This window comes from Microbacterium sp. No. 7 (assembly GCF_001314225.1).
Lineage (GTDB): Bacteria > Actinomycetota > Actinomycetes > Actinomycetales > Microbacteriaceae > Microbacterium.
In genome coordinates this window covers 1,892,760-1,910,304 of the sequence record NZ_CP012697.1, presented here as the reverse complement: position 1 = coordinate 1,910,304, position 17,545 = coordinate 1,892,760, and the positions used below count along the sequence as shown (strand labels likewise).

Genomic DNA, 17,545 nt, shown 5'->3' with positions numbered 1-17,545 from the left:
GAATTAGCCGACGGCTATCGGCGACCACGGCTCCGACGGGCGACGTCTCGAGGACCGAGCGACGCGCAGAGCTAGACTGAACCCAGGAATGCGCACCCCCGGCATCCGCTCACGGCCCCGACTCGCACCGACGGAGACCCCCGCTTGCACTCCCTCGCCCTCATCCCCTGGCTCGACCCCGAGACCATCATCGGCGCGGCCGGCCCCTGGGCGCTCGCCGTGGTCTGCTTCATCGTCTTCGCGGAGACGGGGCTGCTGGTCGGCTTCCTGCTGCCCGGCGACACCCTCCTCGTGATCTCCGGGCTCCTGTCGCATCCGACGCCGTACGCCCCCGACGGCGTCTTCGGTCTCAACGTCTGGTGGGTCGCCCTGCTGATCGGCGTCTCGGCGTTCATCGGCGGAGAGGTCGGCTACGTCATCGGCCACAAGGGCGGGCCCGCGGTCTTCGAGCGCAAGGAGTCGGGGCTGTTCAGCCGCAAGAACGTCGAGCGCACGAACGCGTTCTTCGAGCGCTACGGCGGCCTCACGGTCATCCTGGCCCGGTTCGTGCCGATCGTGCGGACCTTCGCGCCCGTCGCCGCCGGCGTCGGACACATGCCCAAGGGCAAGTACACGCTCTACAACCTCGTCGGCGCCGTGCTCTGGGGCTTCGGCCTCACCGTCTTCGGCTACCTCATCGGGTTCATCCCGCCGGTTGCGCGCTTCGTGCAGGACTACATCGACCTGATCCTGCTCGCCGCCGTCGGCGGCACGGCGCTCGTCACGATCTGGCACTACTTCTCCGAGCGCCGCAAGGTGCGCCGTGAGAAGGCGAACCCCGTGGCGGCGGACGGCGCGACCGAGGACGCCTGAGCGACCTCAGTGGTGCACGTCGTGCTCGACGTGACCGGCCGGCTCGAACTGGAACGTCGAGTGCTCGACGTCGAAGTGCTCGGCGAGGCAGCCCTGCAGCTGCGACAGCAGCCGGCCCGTGCCCTCGGCGCTGAGGATCTCCGGATCGACGACAACGTGCGCCGTGAAGACCGGCGCCCCTCGCGTGAGCTGCCACACGTGCACGTCGTGCACGGCGACCACGCCCTCGGCACCGAGCAGGTGATCCCGGATCTCCCGCACGTCGGTTCCGGTGGGCACGCGCTCGCCGAGCACCGAGAACACCTCGCGCAGCAGCGAGACGGCGCGCGGCACGATGAGCGCGGCGATGACGAGCGAGGCGAGCGCGTCGGCCGCCATCCATCCCGTCGTCGCGACGACGATCGCGGCGACGATGACGAGCGCCGAGCCCACGAGGTCTCCGAGCACCTCCAGGTAGGCGCCGCGCACGTTGATGCTCGTCTTCTGCGCCGCGCTCAGCAGGTACAGCGAGACCGCGTTGGCGAGCAGGCCGACGCACGCGATCACGAGCATGACGCCGCCCGCGACCTCGACCTCGTCGCCGCGCACGAGCCGGCCGACGCCTTCGACCGCGACCCAGGCGCTCAGGACGATGAGGATGACGGCGTTGACGAGCGCGCCGAACACCTCGGCGCGCCGGTAGCCGTACGTGTTGCGGGCGTCGGCGGGACGCGCCGCCACGGCGCTCGCGATGAGCGCGATCACGAGCGCCGACGAGTCGGTGAACATGTGCGCCGCGTCGGCGAGCAGCGCAAGCGATCCGCTCCACAGCGCGCCGACGACCTGCACGACCATGACCGTCGCGGTGAGCGCGAGCGAGAACGCGAGCAGGCGGCGGCTGCTCGCGCCGCGGATGCCCCCGGCGGGCGCGTGATCGTGCATGTCCTCGAGCCTACGAGCGCTCCCGGCGCCTGGCGGCCGCCGGGGCCAACTCGGGAATGAGTGTGATTCTCAGCCGCGCCCGAGGGGCGTGCTCGCGTCGCGTGCTCAGAGCGCGCGCAGCAGCTCCGCGAGCGCGACGAACGCGCGCGCACGATGCGACGTCGCGTTCTTCTCCTCGGGCGAGAGCTCGGCGGCCGTGCGGTCGTCGCCGTCGGGGATGAAGGCGGGGTCGTAGCCGAAGCCGTTCTCGCCGCGCGGCGCCGTCGCGAGCCGGCCCGGCCAGACGCCCTCCACGACGTGCTCGTCGCCGTCCGGCGTCACGAGCGCGATGGTCGAGACGAACCGCGCCGCCCGGTGACGGTCGGCGACGTCGGAGAGCTGGTCGAGCAGCAGGGCGAGGTTCGCCGTGGAGTCCTTGCGGTGCCCCGCCCAGTAGGCGCTGAACACCCCGGGCGCCCCGCCGAGCACGTCGACGCAGATGCCGGAGTCGTCGGCGAGCGCGGGAAGCCCCGTGTGCGCCGCGGCCGTGCGCGCCTTGATGAGCGCGTTCTCGGCGAAGGTCACGCCGTCCTCGACGGGCTCCGGGCCGTCGTAGCCGACGAGCTCCAGGTCGGGGCGCACGCGCGACACGATGCCGCCGAACTCCTCCACCTTGTGCGGATTGTGGGTCGCCAGCACGATACGGCGCCCCGTCACGTGCGAATCGGAGGAGTTCGGGATGCCGCTCACTCGGCGGCCTCCAGCGCGGCCGCCTGCGCGTCGCGCAGGCTCGCGCATCCCGCGAGCCCGAGCTCCAGCAGCTGGTCGAGCTCACGCTTGTCGAACGGAGCGCCCTCGGCCGTGCCCTGCACCTCGACGAACAGGCCGCGCCCCGTCACGACGACGTTCATGTCGGTCTCGGCGCGCACGTCCTCGACGTAGGCGAGGTCGAGCAGAGGGGTGCCGTCGACGATGCCGACCGACACCGCGGCGACGGAATCGCGCAGCACGACCGCGTTCTTGGTCACGTGTCCCCTGCGGCGACCCCACTCGATCGCGTCGGCGAGGGCGACGTAGGCGCCCGTGATCGCGGCCGTGCGGGTGCCGCCGTCGGCCTGCAGCACGTCGCAGTCGATCACGATCGTGTTCTCGCCCAGCGCCTTCGTGTCGACGACGGCGCGCAGCGAGCGGCCGATGAGACGCGAGATCTCGTGCGTGCGCCCGCCGATCCTGCCCTTGACCGACTCGCGGTCGCCGCGCGTGTTCGTCGCGCGCGGCAGCATCGCGTACTCCGCGGTCACCCAGCCCTTGCCCTTGCCGGTGAGCCAGCGCGGCACGCCGCCCGTGAACGAGGCGGTGCACAGCACGCGCGTGCCGCCGAAGGAGATGAGCGCCGATCCCTCGGCGTGCGCGCTCCAGCCGCGCTCGATCGTGACCGGGCGCAGCTGGTCGGGGGTGCGGCCGTCGGCGCGGACGAGATCGGTCATGGGGTTCCCTTCGGCAGGTCGATCGCCCCGGTCTGCACGAGGCGCACGGCGGAGACGCCCCGCCCGATGAGGCGGTCGGCGAGGCGGATGAAGTCGTCGGCCGAGTCGCCGGTGGCCTCGTACACGTGCTGTGGGCGCGCGCCGGTGCCGGCGAGCAGCTCGCGCGAGACCAGCTGACGGTACACGTCCTTCGCGGTCTCGGTGTCGCTGGAGACGAGCGAGACGTCGGGGCCCATGACGTAGCTGATCGCGCCCTCCAGGAACGGATAGTGCGTGCAGCCCAGCACGAGCGTGTCCACGTCGGCGTCGCGCAGCGGCGCGAGGTACTCCTCGGCGACCGCGAGCACCTCGGCCGTGTCGGTGACGCCCGCCTCGACGAACTCGACGAAGCGCGGGCACGCGCGGGCGAGCACGGTGAGCCGCTCGTTGACCTCGAGCATGTCCTGGTAGGCGCGGGAGCCGATGGTGCCGACGGTGCCGATCACGCCGATGCGCCCGTTGCGCGTCGTCGAGATCGCAGTGCGCACGGCGGGTCCGATCACCTCGACGACGGGCACGTCGTAGCGCTCGCGGGCGTCGCGCAGCATCGCCGCCGACGCCGTGTTGCAGGCGATCACGAGCATCTTCACGCCCTCGGAGACGAGCACGTCGAGCACCTCGAGGGCGTAGCGGCGCACGTCGGCGATCGGCTTGGGACCGTAGGGCGAGTGCGCGGTGTCGCCGATGTAGTGGATGGACTCCCGCGGCAGCAGCTGCGAGACGGCCCGGGCCACGGTGAGACCGCCGACGCCGGAGTCGAAGATCCCGATGGGCGCGTCATTCACAATCGATCAGCCTACCGGCCGTCTCGATAGAGTGGCGGCCATGAGTCACGTCTCCAGCGCGCTGCTGACCGACCGCTACGAGCTCACGATGCTGGGCGCCGCCCTGCGCGACGGCACCGCGCACCGGCAGTGCGTCTTCGAGCTGTTCGGCCGGCGCCTGCCCGGCGCGCGCCGCTTCGGCGTGGTCGCGGGCACGGGCCGGCTGCTGGCGCGCCTGCGCGAGTTCCGGTTCGGCGACGACGAGCTGCGGTTCCTGCGCGACGAGCGCATCGTGGACGCCGACACCCTCGCCTATCTCGAGGGCTTCCGCTTCTCGGGCACCGTCACCGGGTACCGCGAGGGCGAGCTGTACTTCCCCGGCTCCCCCGTGCTGACCGTGGAGGGCACGTTCGCCGAGGCGGTCGTGCTGGAGACGGTCGCCCTGAGCATCCTGAACCACGACAGCGCCGTCGCCACGGCCGCCGCGCGCATGAGCATCGCGGCGGGCGAGCGCCCGCTGGCCGAGATGGGCTCGCGCCGCGCGTCGGAGACCTCCGCCGTCGCGGCGGCGCGCGCCGCGTACATCGCGGGCTTCGGCGCCACGAGCAACCTGGAGGCCGGGCGCACGTGGGGCATCCCCACGATGGGCACCGCGGCACACGCCTGGACGCTGCTGCACGATAGCGAGGAGGACGCCTTCCGCAGTCAGATCGACGCGCTGGGCACCGACACGACGCTGCTCGTCGACACCTACGACATCCGCGCGGGGGTCGAGACCGCCATCCGGGTGGCCGGCACGGGCCTGGGCGGCGTACGCCTCGACTCGGGCGACCTGCCGACCGTCGCCGCCGAGGTGCGGCAGCAGCTCGACGCCCTCGGCGCCACCGGCACCCGTATCACGGTCACGAGCGATCTCGACGAGTTCGCGATCGCCGCGCTCGCGGCATCCCCCGTCGACGCGTACGGCGTCGGCACGTCGGTCGTCACGGGATCGGGGGCGCCGACCGCCGGCATGGTGTACAAGCTCGTCGCCCGCCAGGCCGCCGACGGCGCGTGGATCGCGGTCGCGAAGGCGTCCGCGGACAAGGCGTCGGTGGGCGGCCGCAAGGCCGCGTTCCGCGAGCTGGATGCCGGGACCGCGACGCGCGAGATCGTCGCCGTCGCCGACGGGTTCGAGTCGGTGCCCTCCGCCGACGCGTTCGAGGACGCGCGGGCGCTGCAGACGCTGCTCGTCGACCACGGCGAGCCCGACCCGGCCTTCGAGGGCGTCGCGGGCACGCAGGCGGCGCGCGCCCATCACTTGCGCGTGCGCGAGGAGCTGCCCGTGCGGGCGCTCGCCCTCAGCCGGTCGGATCCGGCGATCCCGACGGTCTACCGCCAGGTGTGATCGCGGGGCCGCTCAGGCCATCCGCTCGTAGATCTCCTTGCACGTGGGGCACACGGGGAACTTCTGCGGGTCGCGGCCCGGCGTCCACTTCTTGCCGCACAGGGCACGCACGGGCTTGCCCGTGACCGCCGACTCGACGATCTTGTCCTTCTGCACGTAGTGCGAGAAGCGCTCGTGGTCGCCCGGCTCGATCGTCTCTTCGCGCAGGAGCTCCTCGAGCTCGCGGTCGAGAGTGGCCAGGCCACCCTGGTCGGGGCTGTCGAGAGGCGTGCTCATAGCGACTCAGTGTAGCCGCCGCGGTCAGCGGCGGCGCCGTCTGCGCCCGTCGCCGCCTACTGCGACTCGGCGAGCTCCAGCAGCGCCCGCTGGCGTCGCCGGTAGGCCCACGCACCGCTCAGGATGCCGAGCACCATCACGGCCAGACCGGTGCCGACGCCCGCCCACAGCACGGACGTGCCCGCGCTCTCGGGGTCGTCGAGGGAGCGCCAGGCGAGCCAGAGCGTCGGCGCGGTCACGGCGAGCGCGCCGAACAGCACGATCGCGGGGCCCGCCGTGCCGCGCGACCGCTGCGGCTGCTGGAACGGGCCGTCGCCGGGCGAGGCGACCGCGTACGGCAGGAGCGCGGAGCTGACCGACGACAGGCCGAGGCCGCTCAGGAACAGGCTCGCGCAGACGCCCGCGACGACCGGCAGCAGCGCCCACGAGCCCTGCAGCCACACGGCCGCGGGCACCGTGACGGCGAGGAGCGGCACGGCGACGAGCACGACCGGCACGAGCCGGCCCACCCGGTCGGCGAGACCCGCGACGCGCGCCGAGACGTGCATCCACAGCGCCGTCGCGTCGTAGGCGAGGTCGTTGTGGGCGAGCCAGCCGAACAGCAGCGCCATCATCGAGACCGACAGCAGCGCGGCCGTCGGCAGGCCGACGCCGACGAGCACGAGCGGCACCGCCGTGAGCACGGCGGCGACGGGGACCATGACGAGATTGGTGACGTAGCGCACGTCGCCGAACCAGTACACGAGGCTTCGCGCCGCGATCGCGCCCGTCGCCGTCGACGGCAGCACGGCGAACCAGCCGAGGCCCGCGCGCATCCGCGTCGCCCGCGGACGGCCGACCGACGCGATCACGCGGCCGACCAGCCACACCCAGGCGACCGCGAGAGCGGCGGACGTCGCGAGCGCGACCACGACCGACCACGGCGTCCCGCCCTCCGCGCCCACCGCGGGCAGGGCCCAGACGGCGCCGAGGGGCGTGACCGCGAGCACGTCGGCGATCGCGGCGACGGACGGCGGGACCGCGTCGCGCCAGGGACGGGCGACGGCGAACACGGCCACGAGCAGCACGACCGCCGGTGCGACGACGAGCGCGCCGGTGAGCGTGCGGGCCCGCCGCGGACGCAGCAGCAGGGCGCCCGCCGCCTGCGACACGCGCACGGTCAGCAGGCACGTCGCCGCCCCGAGCACGGCGGCGGGAACCGACGCGAGCGGCGAGACGCCCTGCGCCGTCCATAGCGTCACGAGGCACGCCGAGAGCGCGAGCAGCACGATGCCGGTCGCGCCGACGGGCGCCGCGAGGGCGAGCGGGCCGGCGATCGCCCGCGCGTCGAGGCCGACGACCGCGAACCGGCGCGGATCGAGCACGTCCTCCGTGCCGGTCAGGAGCGGCACCGCGACGCATCCGAGCAGCACGACCGCCCCGCCCAGCACGACCGCGGTGCGCGCGACCGGCGCATCGGCGTCGCCCAGGGCCAGGATGCCGGCCGCGACGGCGAGCACGGCGAGCACCGTCGCCGCGAGCGCGACGACGATCGCGATCCGTCGGCGACGGCCTCCCGAGATCAGCTCCCGCGCCGCCGCCTGCAGGGCGCCGCCCAGCAGCGCCGTCCTCAGTCGGAGAACGTGTGCAGCCATTCCAGGCCCTCCGCGTCGTCGCCGGCGCCGGCGAGCTGCAGGAAGCGCTGCTCCAGCGACATCTCGCCACGCACTTCGGCCACCGTGCCCGCGGCGACGACGTGGCCGGCGACGATGACCGCGACGCCGGAGCACGTGCGCTCCACGAGCTCCATGCCGTGGCTGGAGAGCACGACGGTGCCCCCGTGCCGCACGAACGCCGACAGGATCTCCAGCATGACCGCGGAGGAGACCGGGTCGACCGACTCGAACGGCTCGTCGAGGACCAGCACGCGCGGCGAATGGATGAGGGCGCCCGCCAGCATGATCTTCTTCGTCATGCCGGTCGAGTAGTCGGAGACCGGACGCGACAGGGCCTCCGCCATGTCGAGCGCACGGGTGAGATCGTGGGCGCGCCGCGAGACGGCATCCGCCTCGAGGCCGCGGAGCGCGCCGTAGTAGTGCAGCAGCTGGCGCCCCGTGAGCCGGTCGAACGTGCGCAGACGGTCGGGCAGCACGCCCAGGCGACGGGCCGCGGCACGGGGGTCGGCGGCCAGGTCGACGCCGGCGACCTCGATCGTTCCCGCGTCGGGGCGCAGCAGGCCCGCGAGCAGCGACAGCGTCGTGGTCTTTCCCGCGCCGTTGGGCCCGACGATGCCGTAGAAGCAGCCCGCGGGGATCTGCAGATCGATGCCGTCCACCGCGCGCGTCGCCCCGAACGACTTCGACAGGCCGCGTGCCTGGACCGCGAGCACGTCGCTCTCGTAGCCGCTCGCCGCGACCGGCACGGGCGCCGGGTGCGCGACGGCGGCGGGCGGCTCGGGAGCGTCGGGGCCGGAGCCGGACGGCTGCGAGGGGCGGGGCTCGTCGAGGAGAGGCACGTCGGCCGGAGCCTCGCCGGCGGCGGCCTCCGCGGCCGGCTCGGCCGAGGGCTCCGCGACGAGCGGCTCGACGACGGGTGACTCGACGACAGACGACTCCGTGACCGAGGGCTCGACGACGAACGCCTCGTCGGGCACGGGCTCCTCCCCCGACGGCGCGACCGGCGGCTCGGCCACCTGGACGGCGACGGGCGGGGGGACGGGCGGCGACGCGGGGCGCTCGGGCGCCGCCGCGCGCACGGCCTTCTTCGTCTTGCGCGGCTGACGCGGCTTGGCCGTCTCGGCGCTCTCCGTCACCGTCGGGACCACGATCGGGCGCGCCGCGGCCACGGCAGCGGGGATCGACGGCTTCGGGGGCAGTTCCACGCGACCGAACCCGTCGGAGCCGCCATCCGGACCGTTCACGACGTCGTCGGAGGTCACACCCCCACGCTAGCAAGCGGTCGCGCGCTGCGCCCGAGGCCGTGCGCAGACGATGAGGAGACTCTCATATAACGACCTGGCCACGGCACACGGATTTCCGGCGCCTTTTCAGGCGCGATCGCTAGCATGGCCCCGGCACGACGGAGTGTCACCGTGGAGAACACACCGTGAACACTTTACCTAGGAGCGCGTCTTGACCCTGCAGATCGTCATCCTCGCCGCCGGGATGGGCTCACGGCTCGGGCGCCCGTTGCCCAAGCCGCTGACCCCCCTCAGCGACGGCCGTTCGATCATGGGTCAGCAGCACGACAACATCCGTGCCGCCTTCGGCACGCGCGTGCGGATCACGACGGTCGTCGGGTATCGCGCCGAGACGATCGTCGAGGCCTTCCCGCACGTCGACTACGTCTACAACGACCGCTACGACCAGACCAACACGTCGAAGAGCCTGCTGCGCGCGCTCACGACGACGGGCCGCGGGGGCGTGCTCTGGATGAACGGCGACGTCGTGTTCGACCCGCGCGTGCTCGGCCGCGCGATCCCGCTCATCGAGCGCGACCAGTCGTTCGTCGCGGTCAACACCGACAAGGTGAGCGACGAAGAGGTCAAGTACACGCTGACGCCCGAGGGCACGATCCGCGAGCTGTCCAAGACCGTGCGCGGCGGACAGGGCGAGGCCGTCGGCATCAACTACGTCTCGTCGCACGACAAGCGCGCCCTCATCGCACAGCTGCGCCGCGTGGACGACCAGGACTACTTCGAGCGCGGCCTCGAGCTCGCGATCGCCGAGAACGGCGTGAAGGTCGTGCCGATGGACATCAGCGACCTCTACGCCGTCGAGGTCGACTTCGCCGAGGACCTCGAGCGCGCCAACCTCTACGTCTGATCGCGCCGGGCGTTCAGCGGGCCTCCAGCACACGCGCCTAGGATCGCCGACGACATGGCCAAGGTGCACCGCATCCACTCGCTCCCGCCCGACACTCCCTGGGCGGGAGGGCTGCCGCCTGCCGGTCACGAGGAGCACCCGTACGTCATCCGCCTGCTCGACCGCGCGCTCTCGGTGCAGCGTCCCGCCGTCGTCGCGCACCTACGGTCGATCCGGCTCCGCAACCCGCACGCGAGCACCGCGGAGATCACGCGCATGCTCGAGCGGCGGTACCTGGCCGCCATCACGACCGGCGGCGCGGCCGTGGGCGCGACCGCCGTCGTGCCCGGCATCACGACCGGCGTCACCCTCGCGCTGAGCGGCGTCGAGACGGTCGGCTTCCTCGACGCGACGGCGCTCTTCGCCCAGTCGCTCGCCGAGCTGCACGGCATCCCCGTCGAGAACCCCGACCGCGCCCGGGCGCTCGTGCTGACCCTGATGCTCGGCAAGGAGGGCGTCGACCTCGTGTCGCAGCTCGCCCAGCAGGCGTCGGGCCGCGGCCAGGGCCGCGACAGGTACTGGGGCACGCTCGTGACGACGTCACTGCCGCGCGCCTCCATCGGGCCGCTCGTCGACAGGCTCAAGGCCGCGTTCATCCGCCAGTTCGCGGCGAAGGGCGGCGCGTCGTTCGTGGGCAAGGCGCTGCCGTTCGGCATCGGCGCCGCGATCGGCGGCATGGGCAACAACATCCTGGGACGGCGCGTCGTCGACGGCGCACGACGCGCGTTCGGCCCGCCGCCCCTGCAGTTCCCGCCGGAGCTCGAGCCGGCATCCGACGCGCTGCGCCTCGAGCATGCCGCCGTCGCCGGCCTCCGTCGCGTGGGCGGCTCGGTCACCTCGGCGACGCGCGCGGTCGGCAAGGCCGTGTCGGGCGCCGTCACGGCACGGCGGCGCGGCGAGGACGCGGCCCCGGCCGAGATCGCCGCGCCGGAGACGGAGCCAGAGCCCGGGCCGGACGGTCAGAGCGCGCGACGGTAGAGGACCTCGGGACGGCCGCGCGCGCCGAAGCGATGCGAGACCGTGAGTTGCCCCGTGCGCCCCAGATGGTCGAGGTAGCGGCGCACGGTCGGCGCCGACGCGCCCGAGCGCTCGGAGATCTCGCGCACCGTCACCGCCGTCACGGGGTCGAGCGCATCGAGCACGACCTGCAGCGTCGACGCCGACAGCCCCTTGGGCAAGGACGCCGGCGCCGGAGCGCGCGCGGCGGACGGTATCGCGTCCGCCCGCCGCGCCGCGACGATCGCGTCGATGTCCCCCTGGCCGAGCGGCACCGGCACCTCGGGCGGGCGCTCGGCCCGCTGCGCGCGATACTCGTCGAGCCGGCGGGTCAGGGCCTCGCGCGTGAACGGCTTCACGAGGTAGCCGACGACCTGCGCCGACAGCGCCTGGCGCACCGTCGTCGCGTCGCGCGCCGAGCTGATCACGAGCACGTCGACGCGGGCCGACAGGACGGTGCGCAGCCGGTGCAGCACCTCGACGCCGCTGAAGTCGGGCAGGTTCACGTCGAGCAGCACGAGCTCGACGTCGCCCGCGGCGACGCGGTGCAGCGCTCGCGCGCCCGTGCCCGCGGTGCCGACGACGACGAAACCGTCGGTCCCCGCGACGTAGCGCGCGTGCAGCTGCGCGGCCGCGGCGTCGTCATCCACGACGAGGGTGCGGATGCCGCTCACGCCTGCGCCCCCGCACGATCCACGCCGGCGCGCCGTCCGGCGCGCCGCGCCGGCAGGTCGACGGTGAACAGCGCCCCGCCGGCGGGCGACACGCCGACCTCGACGGTCCCGCCGCGTTCCCCCACGGTCCGCCGCACGAGGTCGAGCCCGATGCCGCGCTGCGGCCCCTTGGACGAGACGCCCCGGTCGAAGATGCGCGCGACGTCGGCGGCCGGGATGCCCGGCCCGTCGTCGCCGACCGCGAGGTGCGCGCCCGCGGCATCCGTCGCGACGAAGACGCGCACGTGCGCACGGCACGCCTCGGCGGCGTTGCGGCACAGGTTCGAGAGCACCGTGAGGGCGTCGTCGTCGAGCGTGCCCGGATCGACGCTGCTGCGCTCGTCGACCTCCAGGGCCGCGCCGCGGCCCTCCATCCGCGTGGCGGTCGCGGCGAGGATCGCGCGCGCCGCCGGATCGCGCACGAGCGTCGCCGCGGGCGCGTCGGCGACCTCGACGAACGAGCCGATGTAGTCCAGCGCCGCCGCGGCGTCGTTCTCGGCGACGAGACCGCGGATGACGTGCAGTCGCGTGTGGAACTCGTGGGTCTGGTCGCGCAGCGCCGCCGCGACCCGGCGCTGCGTCTCCAGCTCCGCGCTCTGCGCCTCCAGCCGCCGCACCCGACGCCGCACGATCGAGGTGAGGGCGGCGCTCAGCAGGCAGCCGACGATCACCGAGCCCGCGACCCACGGCAGCAGGCCCCACAGCGCATCGGCGAAGTCGGCCGCGATGCGGCTCTCCAGGATGCCCACCGAGACGCCGCCGACGACCGCGCCGTCGGCGACGACGGGGACCTTCGCCCGCAGCGTGGGTCCCAGCGTGCCCTCCTGGGTGCCGAGATACGTCTCGCCGTCGAGCACGCCGGAGGGGTCCGTCGACACCGCCTCGCCGATCTCGCCGCGCGACGGATGCGTGAGGCGCGTGCCCTCGGCATCCATGATGACGACGTAGTCGACGCCCGACGCCGCGCGGATCGTCTCGGCGAGCGGCTGCAGGGCCTCGGTCGCGGCCTGCCGCGGCAGCCCCGCGCTCTCGCGCACGAGGTCGATCTCGGCGAGGTGCTGCGCGACCGCGAGCACCCGCTCGGCGGTCGCGTCGCGCAGGGCGCGCTCGGTGACCGAGATCGCGACGGCCGTCGTCACCGCGACGCACAGGAGCACCACGAGGCACTGCAGCACGAGCACGAAAAGCACCCGTGCGCGCAGTCCTTGCGACGCACGGCCGGTCGATCGCGTCATGGCCATGATGATCAATGAGCGTAACGCGCGCCGCCCCTCCCGCACCGCCGGCGTTCGTGACAGGCTTCCGGATACATTTCCACGCACGGTGAGGTGCAGGAGGACCATGGTGCGTCAGAGAGTCACCGGAACGATCGTCGGGATCGCCGCGGCGGCGCTGTTCGTCGTCGCCGCCGTCACGGCCGGCAGCGGCGGCGGCGGGGACAGCCCGCGTGCGCGGCTCACCCTCATCGCCCCCGCGGCGCCGGGCGGCGGATGGGACGGGTTCGCCCGCGAGGCCCAGCGGATCATGCGCGCGGAGAGCATCGCCGGCAGCATCCAGGTCGTCAACATCCCCGGCGCGTCGGGCACGATCGGTCTCGGCGCCCTCGCCGAGATGGGCAGCCGCCACGACATCATGATGGTCACGGGCGGCGTGATGGTCGGCGGCATCATCATCAACGGCTCGTCCGTCGACCTCGAGGACGTCACGCCCATCGCGCGGCTCGCCGACGACTTCAACGTGCTCGTCGTGCCCGCCGACTCCCCCTACGAGACGCTCGCCGACTTCGCCGAGGCGCTCGCCGAGAACCCGGGCGGCACGGCGATCGGGGGCGGCTCGCTCGGCGGCATCGACCACCTGCTCGCGGGCATGCTCGCGCAGGACATCGGCGTCGACCCCGTCGACGTCAACTACGTCGCCTACCCCGGCGGCGGCGAGGTCGTCACCTCGATCCTCTCGCACACCACCAAGGCGGGCCTGTCGGGATACAACGAGTTCCGCGACCAGATCGAGGCGGGCAACATCCGCGCGCTCGCGGTGAGCGCCGCCGAGCCCGTCGAGGGCATCGACGTGCCGACCTTCGTCGAGCAGGGATTCGACGTCGCGATGTCGAACTGGCGCGGCTACGTCGCCCCGCCCGGCGTCACCGACGAGGTGCGCGCGGAGCTGATCGACATGGTGACCGAGATGCGCGACAGCGCGGAGTGGCAGGACGCGCTGCGGCGGTACAACTGGGTCGACAGCTACATGGCGGGCGACGAGTTCGCCGAGTTCATCCGCACCGAGACCGAGCGCACCACGGCGATCATGAAGGAGCTGGGACTGTGAGCGTGAACGAACCGCCTGTGGCGACCACGACGACGACCCGGCTGCAGAGGATGCCGCGGTGGTACACGGGCCGCAGCGAGCTCATCGTCGTCGCGGGCGTGCTGCTGCTCGCCGTCGGCCTCACGATCGGCATCGTGACGATGCGCGTGCCCGAGGGCACCGCGTTCCCCGGGCCGCAGTTCTTCCCCATCATCGTCGCCGTCTTCCTGTACGGCGTCGCGATCGCACTCGCGATCGAGGTGCTCGTCTCGCCGAAGCGTGCGCACGCGGCCGGCGAGACGACCGAGGTCTCGACCGACATGCTCGAAGACCTCGGCGGCCTGGACGCCACGAGCGAGATCCGCGTCGTCGCGCCGGAGACCGCGGTCGCCGCACCGAGCGACACCGCGCAGAGCCGGCTCGACTGGCGCACGGTGGGCATCACCGTCGCGGCGCTCGTCGTGTTCATCCTGATCCTGGAGCCCGTGGGCTGGCTCGTCTCCGCGGCCCTGCTGTTCTGGCTGCTCACCTGGGCGTTCGGCAGCAGGCGTCCGCTGTTCGACATCGGCGTCGCAGTCATCACGTCGTCGATCATCCAGATCGCCTTCGGCGCGGGCCTGGGCCTGTCGCTGCCGGCCGGGATCCTGGGAGGGATCTTCTGATGGACCAGCTGACGCACCTGCTCGAGGGCTTCGCCGTCGCCTTCACCCCGCAGAACCTGCTCTTCCTCGTCATCGGCGCCGTGCTCGGCACCGCCGTGGGCGTGCTGCCCGGCCTCGGCTCGGCGATGGCGGTGGCCCTGCTGCTGCCGGTCACCTTCAGCCTCGACCCGACCGGCGCCTTCATCATGTTCGCGTCGATCTACTTCGGCGGACTGTTCGGCGACTCGACCGCGGGCATCCTGCTCAACACCCCGGGCAACTCGTCCGCGATCGCGACGACGTTCGAGGGCCATCGGATGGCCAAGAGCGGACGAGCCGCCAAGGCGCTCGGCACGTCGGCGATCGGCGCCTTCATCGGCGGCATCATCTCCTGCACGCTCGTCGTGTTCTTCGCGCCCTACATCGTCGAGCTCGCGCGCATCTTCGGCCCCGCCGAGTACTTCGCGCTCGCCGTGTTCGCGTTCGTCGCGATCTCGGCGGTCGTCGCCGACTCGATCGTGCGCGGCCTCGTCGCCCTCGGCATCGGCTTCGCCCTCGCGCTCGTCGGCATCGACGGCATGAGCGGCACGGAGCGCTTCACGATGGGCAGCCCCGTGCTCTTCGACGGCATCTCGATCATCGTCATCACGGTGGGCCTGCTCGCGATCGGCGAGGTGCTGCACGTCGCGAGCCACGTGCGCCGCGGGCCGGTCGACGCGAAGGTGCTCAAGGCCGACGGCTCGCCGTTCCTCACGGCGTCCGACTGGCGCAAGGCCCTGCCCGCCTACCTGCGCGGCACCGCCTTCGGCGTGCCGTTCGGCGCGATCCCCGTCGGCGGCTCGGAGGTGCCCACGTTCCTCGCCTACGGCACGGAGAAGAAGCTGGCCGCGCGGCGCGGCGACACGGAGTTCGGCACGACCGGCTCGATCCGCGGCGTCGCGGCGCCGGAGGCTGCCGGCAACGCGACGGCGGGCTCGGCGATGGGCGCCCTGCTCGGCCTCGGCCTGCCGACCTCGGCGACCGCGGCGATGATGATCGCGGCCTTCCAGCAGTACGGCATGCAGCCCGGTCCCCTGCTCTTCGACCGCAGTGCCGACCTGGTGTGGCCGCTGCTCGCGAGCCTCTTCCTCGGGCTCGTCATCCTGCTCATCATCAACCTGCCGTTCGCGGCGGTGTGGGCGAAGCTGCTCGTCATCCCGCGCCACTACCTGTACGCGTCGATCACGGTGCTCTCGGTGCTCGGCGTCTACGCGATCGGCTCGCGCACCGTGGACCTGTGGATGGCGCTCGGCATCGGCGTGGTGGGCTTCGGCATGCGGCACTTCTCGATCCCGCTCGCGCCCGTGCTCATCGCGGCGATCCTCGGACCGATGGCCGAGACGCAGCTGCGCCGTGCGCTCGCGGTGTCGGAGAGCGACCCGTCGATCCTCGTGTCGTCGCCGCTGACGATCGTGCTCTACCTCGTGCTCGCCGGCATCGTCGTCTTCAGCGGCGTGCAGCACCTGCGCCACCGCCGCACCGCGCAGCTGTAGCCCCGCGCGCGGCCGCGCGGGGTATCGCGCAGGGCCGCGGCCCCACGTGCCTGCCTCCCCAAGGTGCCACTTGTTCTCGCGAGGGTGCTGGTTGTTCTCGCGAGGGTGCTGATTGTTCTCACGAGGGTGCTGGTTGTTCTCGCGAGGGTGCTGATTGTTCTCGCGAGGGTGCTGATTGTTCTCGCGAGGGTGCTTTCGAAAGCACCCTCGGCGAGACAACTGGCACCCTCGGCGGGACAACTGGCACCCTCGGCGGGACAACTGGCACCCTCGCGGAGGTAACTGGCACCGTGGGGATGAGCGGGGGGACCTCGGTCAGGGTGGGGGGCAGCCGGGTCCGTGGGGGTCTTCGATGCAGGTGTGCTGGACGAGGGCGGTGCGTTTCTCCAGGACGGTGATCTCGGTGGTGGGGCTGGTGAGGGGAAGGATGCCGGGGATGGGGTGCCATCCGGTGCCGGTGCCGGTGTCGATTTCGGCGGTGTAGACGACGGTCACGGTCGCGGAGTAGATGCCGCGGGTGTTGTAGATGTGGGTCGTATCGGTGGGGGTGAACTGCGGGACCCCGAGGGTCTCCCAGGAGACGCCGCCGGTCGTGGTGGTGTGGGTGGTGTGGTCGCCGTGGTCGAAGTGGTAGTGGGTGGGGGTGAAGCGGACGGTGACGGGGTGGCCGAGCAGGTCTCCGGTGGTGGTGTGGGTGTCGGCGTGGGTGTAGAGGTTGGTGGGTGCTCCGGTGATCCCGAATCCGAAGGGCTCTCCGATCAGGTCGGGTGGGGCGGGGGTGAAGGAGGCCAGGTCGGTGATCGTGACACCCGGGACGGTGTCGGCGTAGGTGGGGGTGGTGCAGTCATTGGTGCAGGTGCCCGGTGCGGGTGTGGGGTTGGTGAGGGGCCAGGGGCGGGCGTCGTGACGCTCCGGCGGCGGACCGGCCGGGACCAGCCGGGGTTCCCAGTCGGCATCGTCCGTGCCCGGCGCCCACCCGGAGCCACCGTCACCGGGGTCACCGTCGCCAGAGCCGCCGTCGCCAGAGCGGCCGTCGTTTCCGCCCGTGCCCGGGACCTCGTACGACCCGCTCACCTCCACCGACGAACCCGTATTCGACACATCAGGGCAGTACCCGTGCGCTGAGAATCCAGCGTTGCATGATGGCATCGCTGCAAGCGACAAAGCCAGTGCGACAAGCGGGCTCAACATGGTTCCGGACTCGTCTCACCGCTTGAGATGAGAGTGCCGTTCGGCGTCTGAACCACGGTTGCACGTGCGGCCACCTTGTCCGGACGTCCTGTCGGCGTGACGTCCTGACCCGTCGAATCGACCACCTTCGTATCGGCCGAGTTGAGACAGACGTCGATGGTGACCGTCGCTCCGTCCACTTCGATCAGGCGGACGGAGTCGATCTTGGTGTGGCCCTCGATGTGGACGCCGTTCGCTCTCTCATAGCGAAGAAGTGCGACATCGTCCTCCAACGCAAACCCCGTCAGATAGTCGCGCGGGTTGGCTCCGGATTCGGGATCATCTCGATCACGATTCACCGCATCCACGTACGCCCGATACGTCGCCTCCGCGGCGGCGAGGGCCTCGTCGTCGCTGGCGAACGCGGGAGGGCTCGGGCTCGGCTCCGCGCCAGGAGCGCAGCCCGTCCCGAGCGAGACGGCGAGCAGGAGGAACACGGGAAGGGATCGGCGTCGCATGGCCGATACGGTAGCCACCGGCATCCATCGGCCGCGGAAGTTGTCCACAGGCGAGAATCCCCTCCGCCCTTTCCATTGTACCGAGGGGGTGGGGGCTTGCGGCAAGGGCCCCCTGATGGGGCAG

General features: G+C 72.5%; 18 protein-coding genes. 7 read left to right on the top strand and 11 right to left on the bottom strand.

The genetic code is table 11. The annotated features are described in order from the left end of the window. The first annotated feature begins 144 nt into the window (after positions 1-144). Positions 145-852, top strand: a complete 708-nt coding sequence (locus tag AOA12_RS08675) for a DedA family protein (RefSeq protein WP_054682045.1) — start codon at positions 145-147, stop codon at positions 850-852. 6 nt (positions 853-858) lie between these two features. On the opposite strand, the gene AOA12_RS08670 is transcribed toward AOA12_RS08675, so the two are convergent. The 4 genes from AOA12_RS08670 to murI all read right to left on the bottom strand — a co-directional run bounded on the left by AOA12_RS08670 (position 859) and on the right by murI (position 4,063). Beyond that, entirely contained in the window at positions 859-1,773 is a 915-nt protein-coding gene (locus tag AOA12_RS08670) for a cation diffusion facilitator family transporter (RefSeq protein WP_054682042.1), read from the bottom strand. A gap of 105 nt (positions 1,774-1,878) precedes the next feature. Next, a complete protein-coding gene (rdgB, locus tag AOA12_RS08665; RefSeq protein WP_082406490.1) occupies positions 1,879-2,469 on the bottom strand; it encodes an RdgB/HAM1 family non-canonical purine NTP pyrophosphatase in 591 nt (196 codons plus the stop codon). Positions 2,470-2,498: 29 nt separating this feature from the next. Next, on the bottom strand, positions 2,499-3,239 hold the full coding sequence (gene rph, locus AOA12_RS08660) for a ribonuclease PH (protein ID WP_054682038.1): 741 nt from the start codon (positions 3,237-3,239) through the stop codon (positions 2,499-2,501). After that, entirely contained in the window at positions 3,236-4,063 is an 828-nt protein-coding gene (gene murI, locus AOA12_RS08655) for a glutamate racemase (protein ID WP_054682036.1), read from the bottom strand. Before murI ends, rph begins: the two co-directional genes overlap by 4 nt. 40 nt (positions 4,064-4,103) lie before the next feature. Here murI and AOA12_RS08650 point away from each other — a divergent pair, with 40 nt between their 5' ends. Beyond that, positions 4,104-5,429: a nicotinate phosphoribosyltransferase gene (locus AOA12_RS08650; protein WP_054682035.1), complete on the top strand. Its 1,326-nt coding sequence runs from the start codon at positions 4,104-4,106 to the stop codon at positions 5,427-5,429. 12 nt (positions 5,430-5,441) lie between these two features. Here AOA12_RS08650 and AOA12_RS08645 read toward each other — a convergent pair whose 3' ends face one another. Genes AOA12_RS08645 through AOA12_RS08635 form a run of 3 tightly spaced genes read right to left on the bottom strand, consistent with a single transcriptional unit; the run spans position 5,442 to position 8,622 of the window. Beyond that, positions 5,442-5,705 (bottom strand): DUF3039 domain-containing protein, encoded by a 264-nt coding sequence (locus AOA12_RS08645; protein ID WP_054682033.1) that lies wholly within the window; start codon positions 5,703-5,705, stop codon positions 5,442-5,444. 56 nt (positions 5,706-5,761) lie between these two features. After that, entirely contained in the window at positions 5,762-7,339 is a 1,578-nt protein-coding gene (locus AOA12_RS08640) for a hypothetical protein (RefSeq protein WP_054682031.1), read from the bottom strand. Next, positions 7,315-8,622 (bottom strand): ABC transporter ATP-binding protein, encoded by a 1,308-nt coding sequence (locus tag AOA12_RS08635; protein ID WP_231637212.1) that lies wholly within the window; start codon positions 8,620-8,622, stop codon positions 7,315-7,317. Before AOA12_RS08635 ends, AOA12_RS08640 begins: the two co-directional genes overlap by 25 nt. A gap of 193 nt (positions 8,623-8,815) precedes the next feature. Here AOA12_RS08635 and AOA12_RS08630 point away from each other — a divergent pair, with 193 nt between their 5' ends. Both AOA12_RS08630 and AOA12_RS08625 read left to right on the top strand, forming a co-directional pair. Next, positions 8,816-9,508: a phosphocholine cytidylyltransferase family protein gene (locus AOA12_RS08630; RefSeq protein ID WP_054682028.1), complete on the top strand. Its 693-nt coding sequence runs from the start codon at positions 8,816-8,818 to the stop codon at positions 9,506-9,508. Between the two features lie 54 nt (positions 9,509-9,562). Then, entirely contained in the window at positions 9,563-10,525 is a 963-nt protein-coding gene (locus tag AOA12_RS08625) for a hypothetical protein (protein ID WP_054682026.1), read from the top strand. On the opposite strand, the gene AOA12_RS08620 is transcribed toward AOA12_RS08625, so the two are convergent. Further along, entirely contained in the window at positions 10,507-11,217 is a 711-nt protein-coding gene (locus tag AOA12_RS08620) for a response regulator (RefSeq protein WP_054682024.1), read from the bottom strand. The two genes, AOA12_RS08625 and AOA12_RS08620, sit on opposite strands and share 19 nt — an antisense overlap. Beyond that, entirely contained in the window at positions 11,214-12,491 is a 1,278-nt protein-coding gene (locus AOA12_RS08615) for a sensor histidine kinase (RefSeq protein ID WP_054682022.1), read from the bottom strand. Before AOA12_RS08615 ends, AOA12_RS08620 begins: the two co-directional genes overlap by 4 nt. A gap of 106 nt (positions 12,492-12,597) precedes the next feature. Between AOA12_RS08615 and AOA12_RS08610 the strand changes: the two genes are divergently transcribed. The 3 genes from AOA12_RS08610 to AOA12_RS08600 are packed head-to-tail and all read left to right on the top strand — an operon-like array spanning position 12,598 to position 15,733. Beyond that, complete coding sequence (locus AOA12_RS08610; protein ID WP_054682020.1) at positions 12,598-13,581, top strand: Bug family tripartite tricarboxylate transporter substrate binding protein; 984 nt, start codon at positions 12,598-12,600, stop codon at positions 13,579-13,581. Beyond that, the gene (locus AOA12_RS08605) at positions 13,578-14,222 is read left to right on the top strand and encodes a tripartite tricarboxylate transporter TctB family protein (protein WP_197281081.1); all 645 of its coding nucleotides are present in this window, start codon (positions 13,578-13,580) and stop codon (positions 14,220-14,222) included. Before AOA12_RS08610 ends, AOA12_RS08605 begins: the two co-directional genes overlap by 4 nt. Continuing rightward, positions 14,222-15,733: a tripartite tricarboxylate transporter permease gene (locus tag AOA12_RS08600; protein WP_054682016.1), complete on the top strand. Its 1,512-nt coding sequence runs from the start codon at positions 14,222-14,224 to the stop codon at positions 15,731-15,733. Before AOA12_RS08605 ends, AOA12_RS08600 begins: the two co-directional genes overlap by 1 nt. 315 nt (positions 15,734-16,048) lie before the next feature. Here AOA12_RS08600 and AOA12_RS08595 read toward each other — a convergent pair whose 3' ends face one another. Next, positions 16,049-16,813, bottom strand: coding sequence for a hypothetical protein (locus tag AOA12_RS08595; RefSeq protein ID WP_054682014.1), 765 nt, complete (start codon positions 16,811-16,813; stop codon positions 16,049-16,051). A gap of 104 nt (positions 16,814-16,917) precedes the next feature. Beyond that, positions 16,918-17,469: a hypothetical protein gene (locus AOA12_RS08590; RefSeq protein WP_156366446.1), complete on the bottom strand. Its 552-nt coding sequence runs from the start codon at positions 17,467-17,469 to the stop codon at positions 16,918-16,920. Positions 17,470-17,545 lie beyond the last annotated feature (76 nt).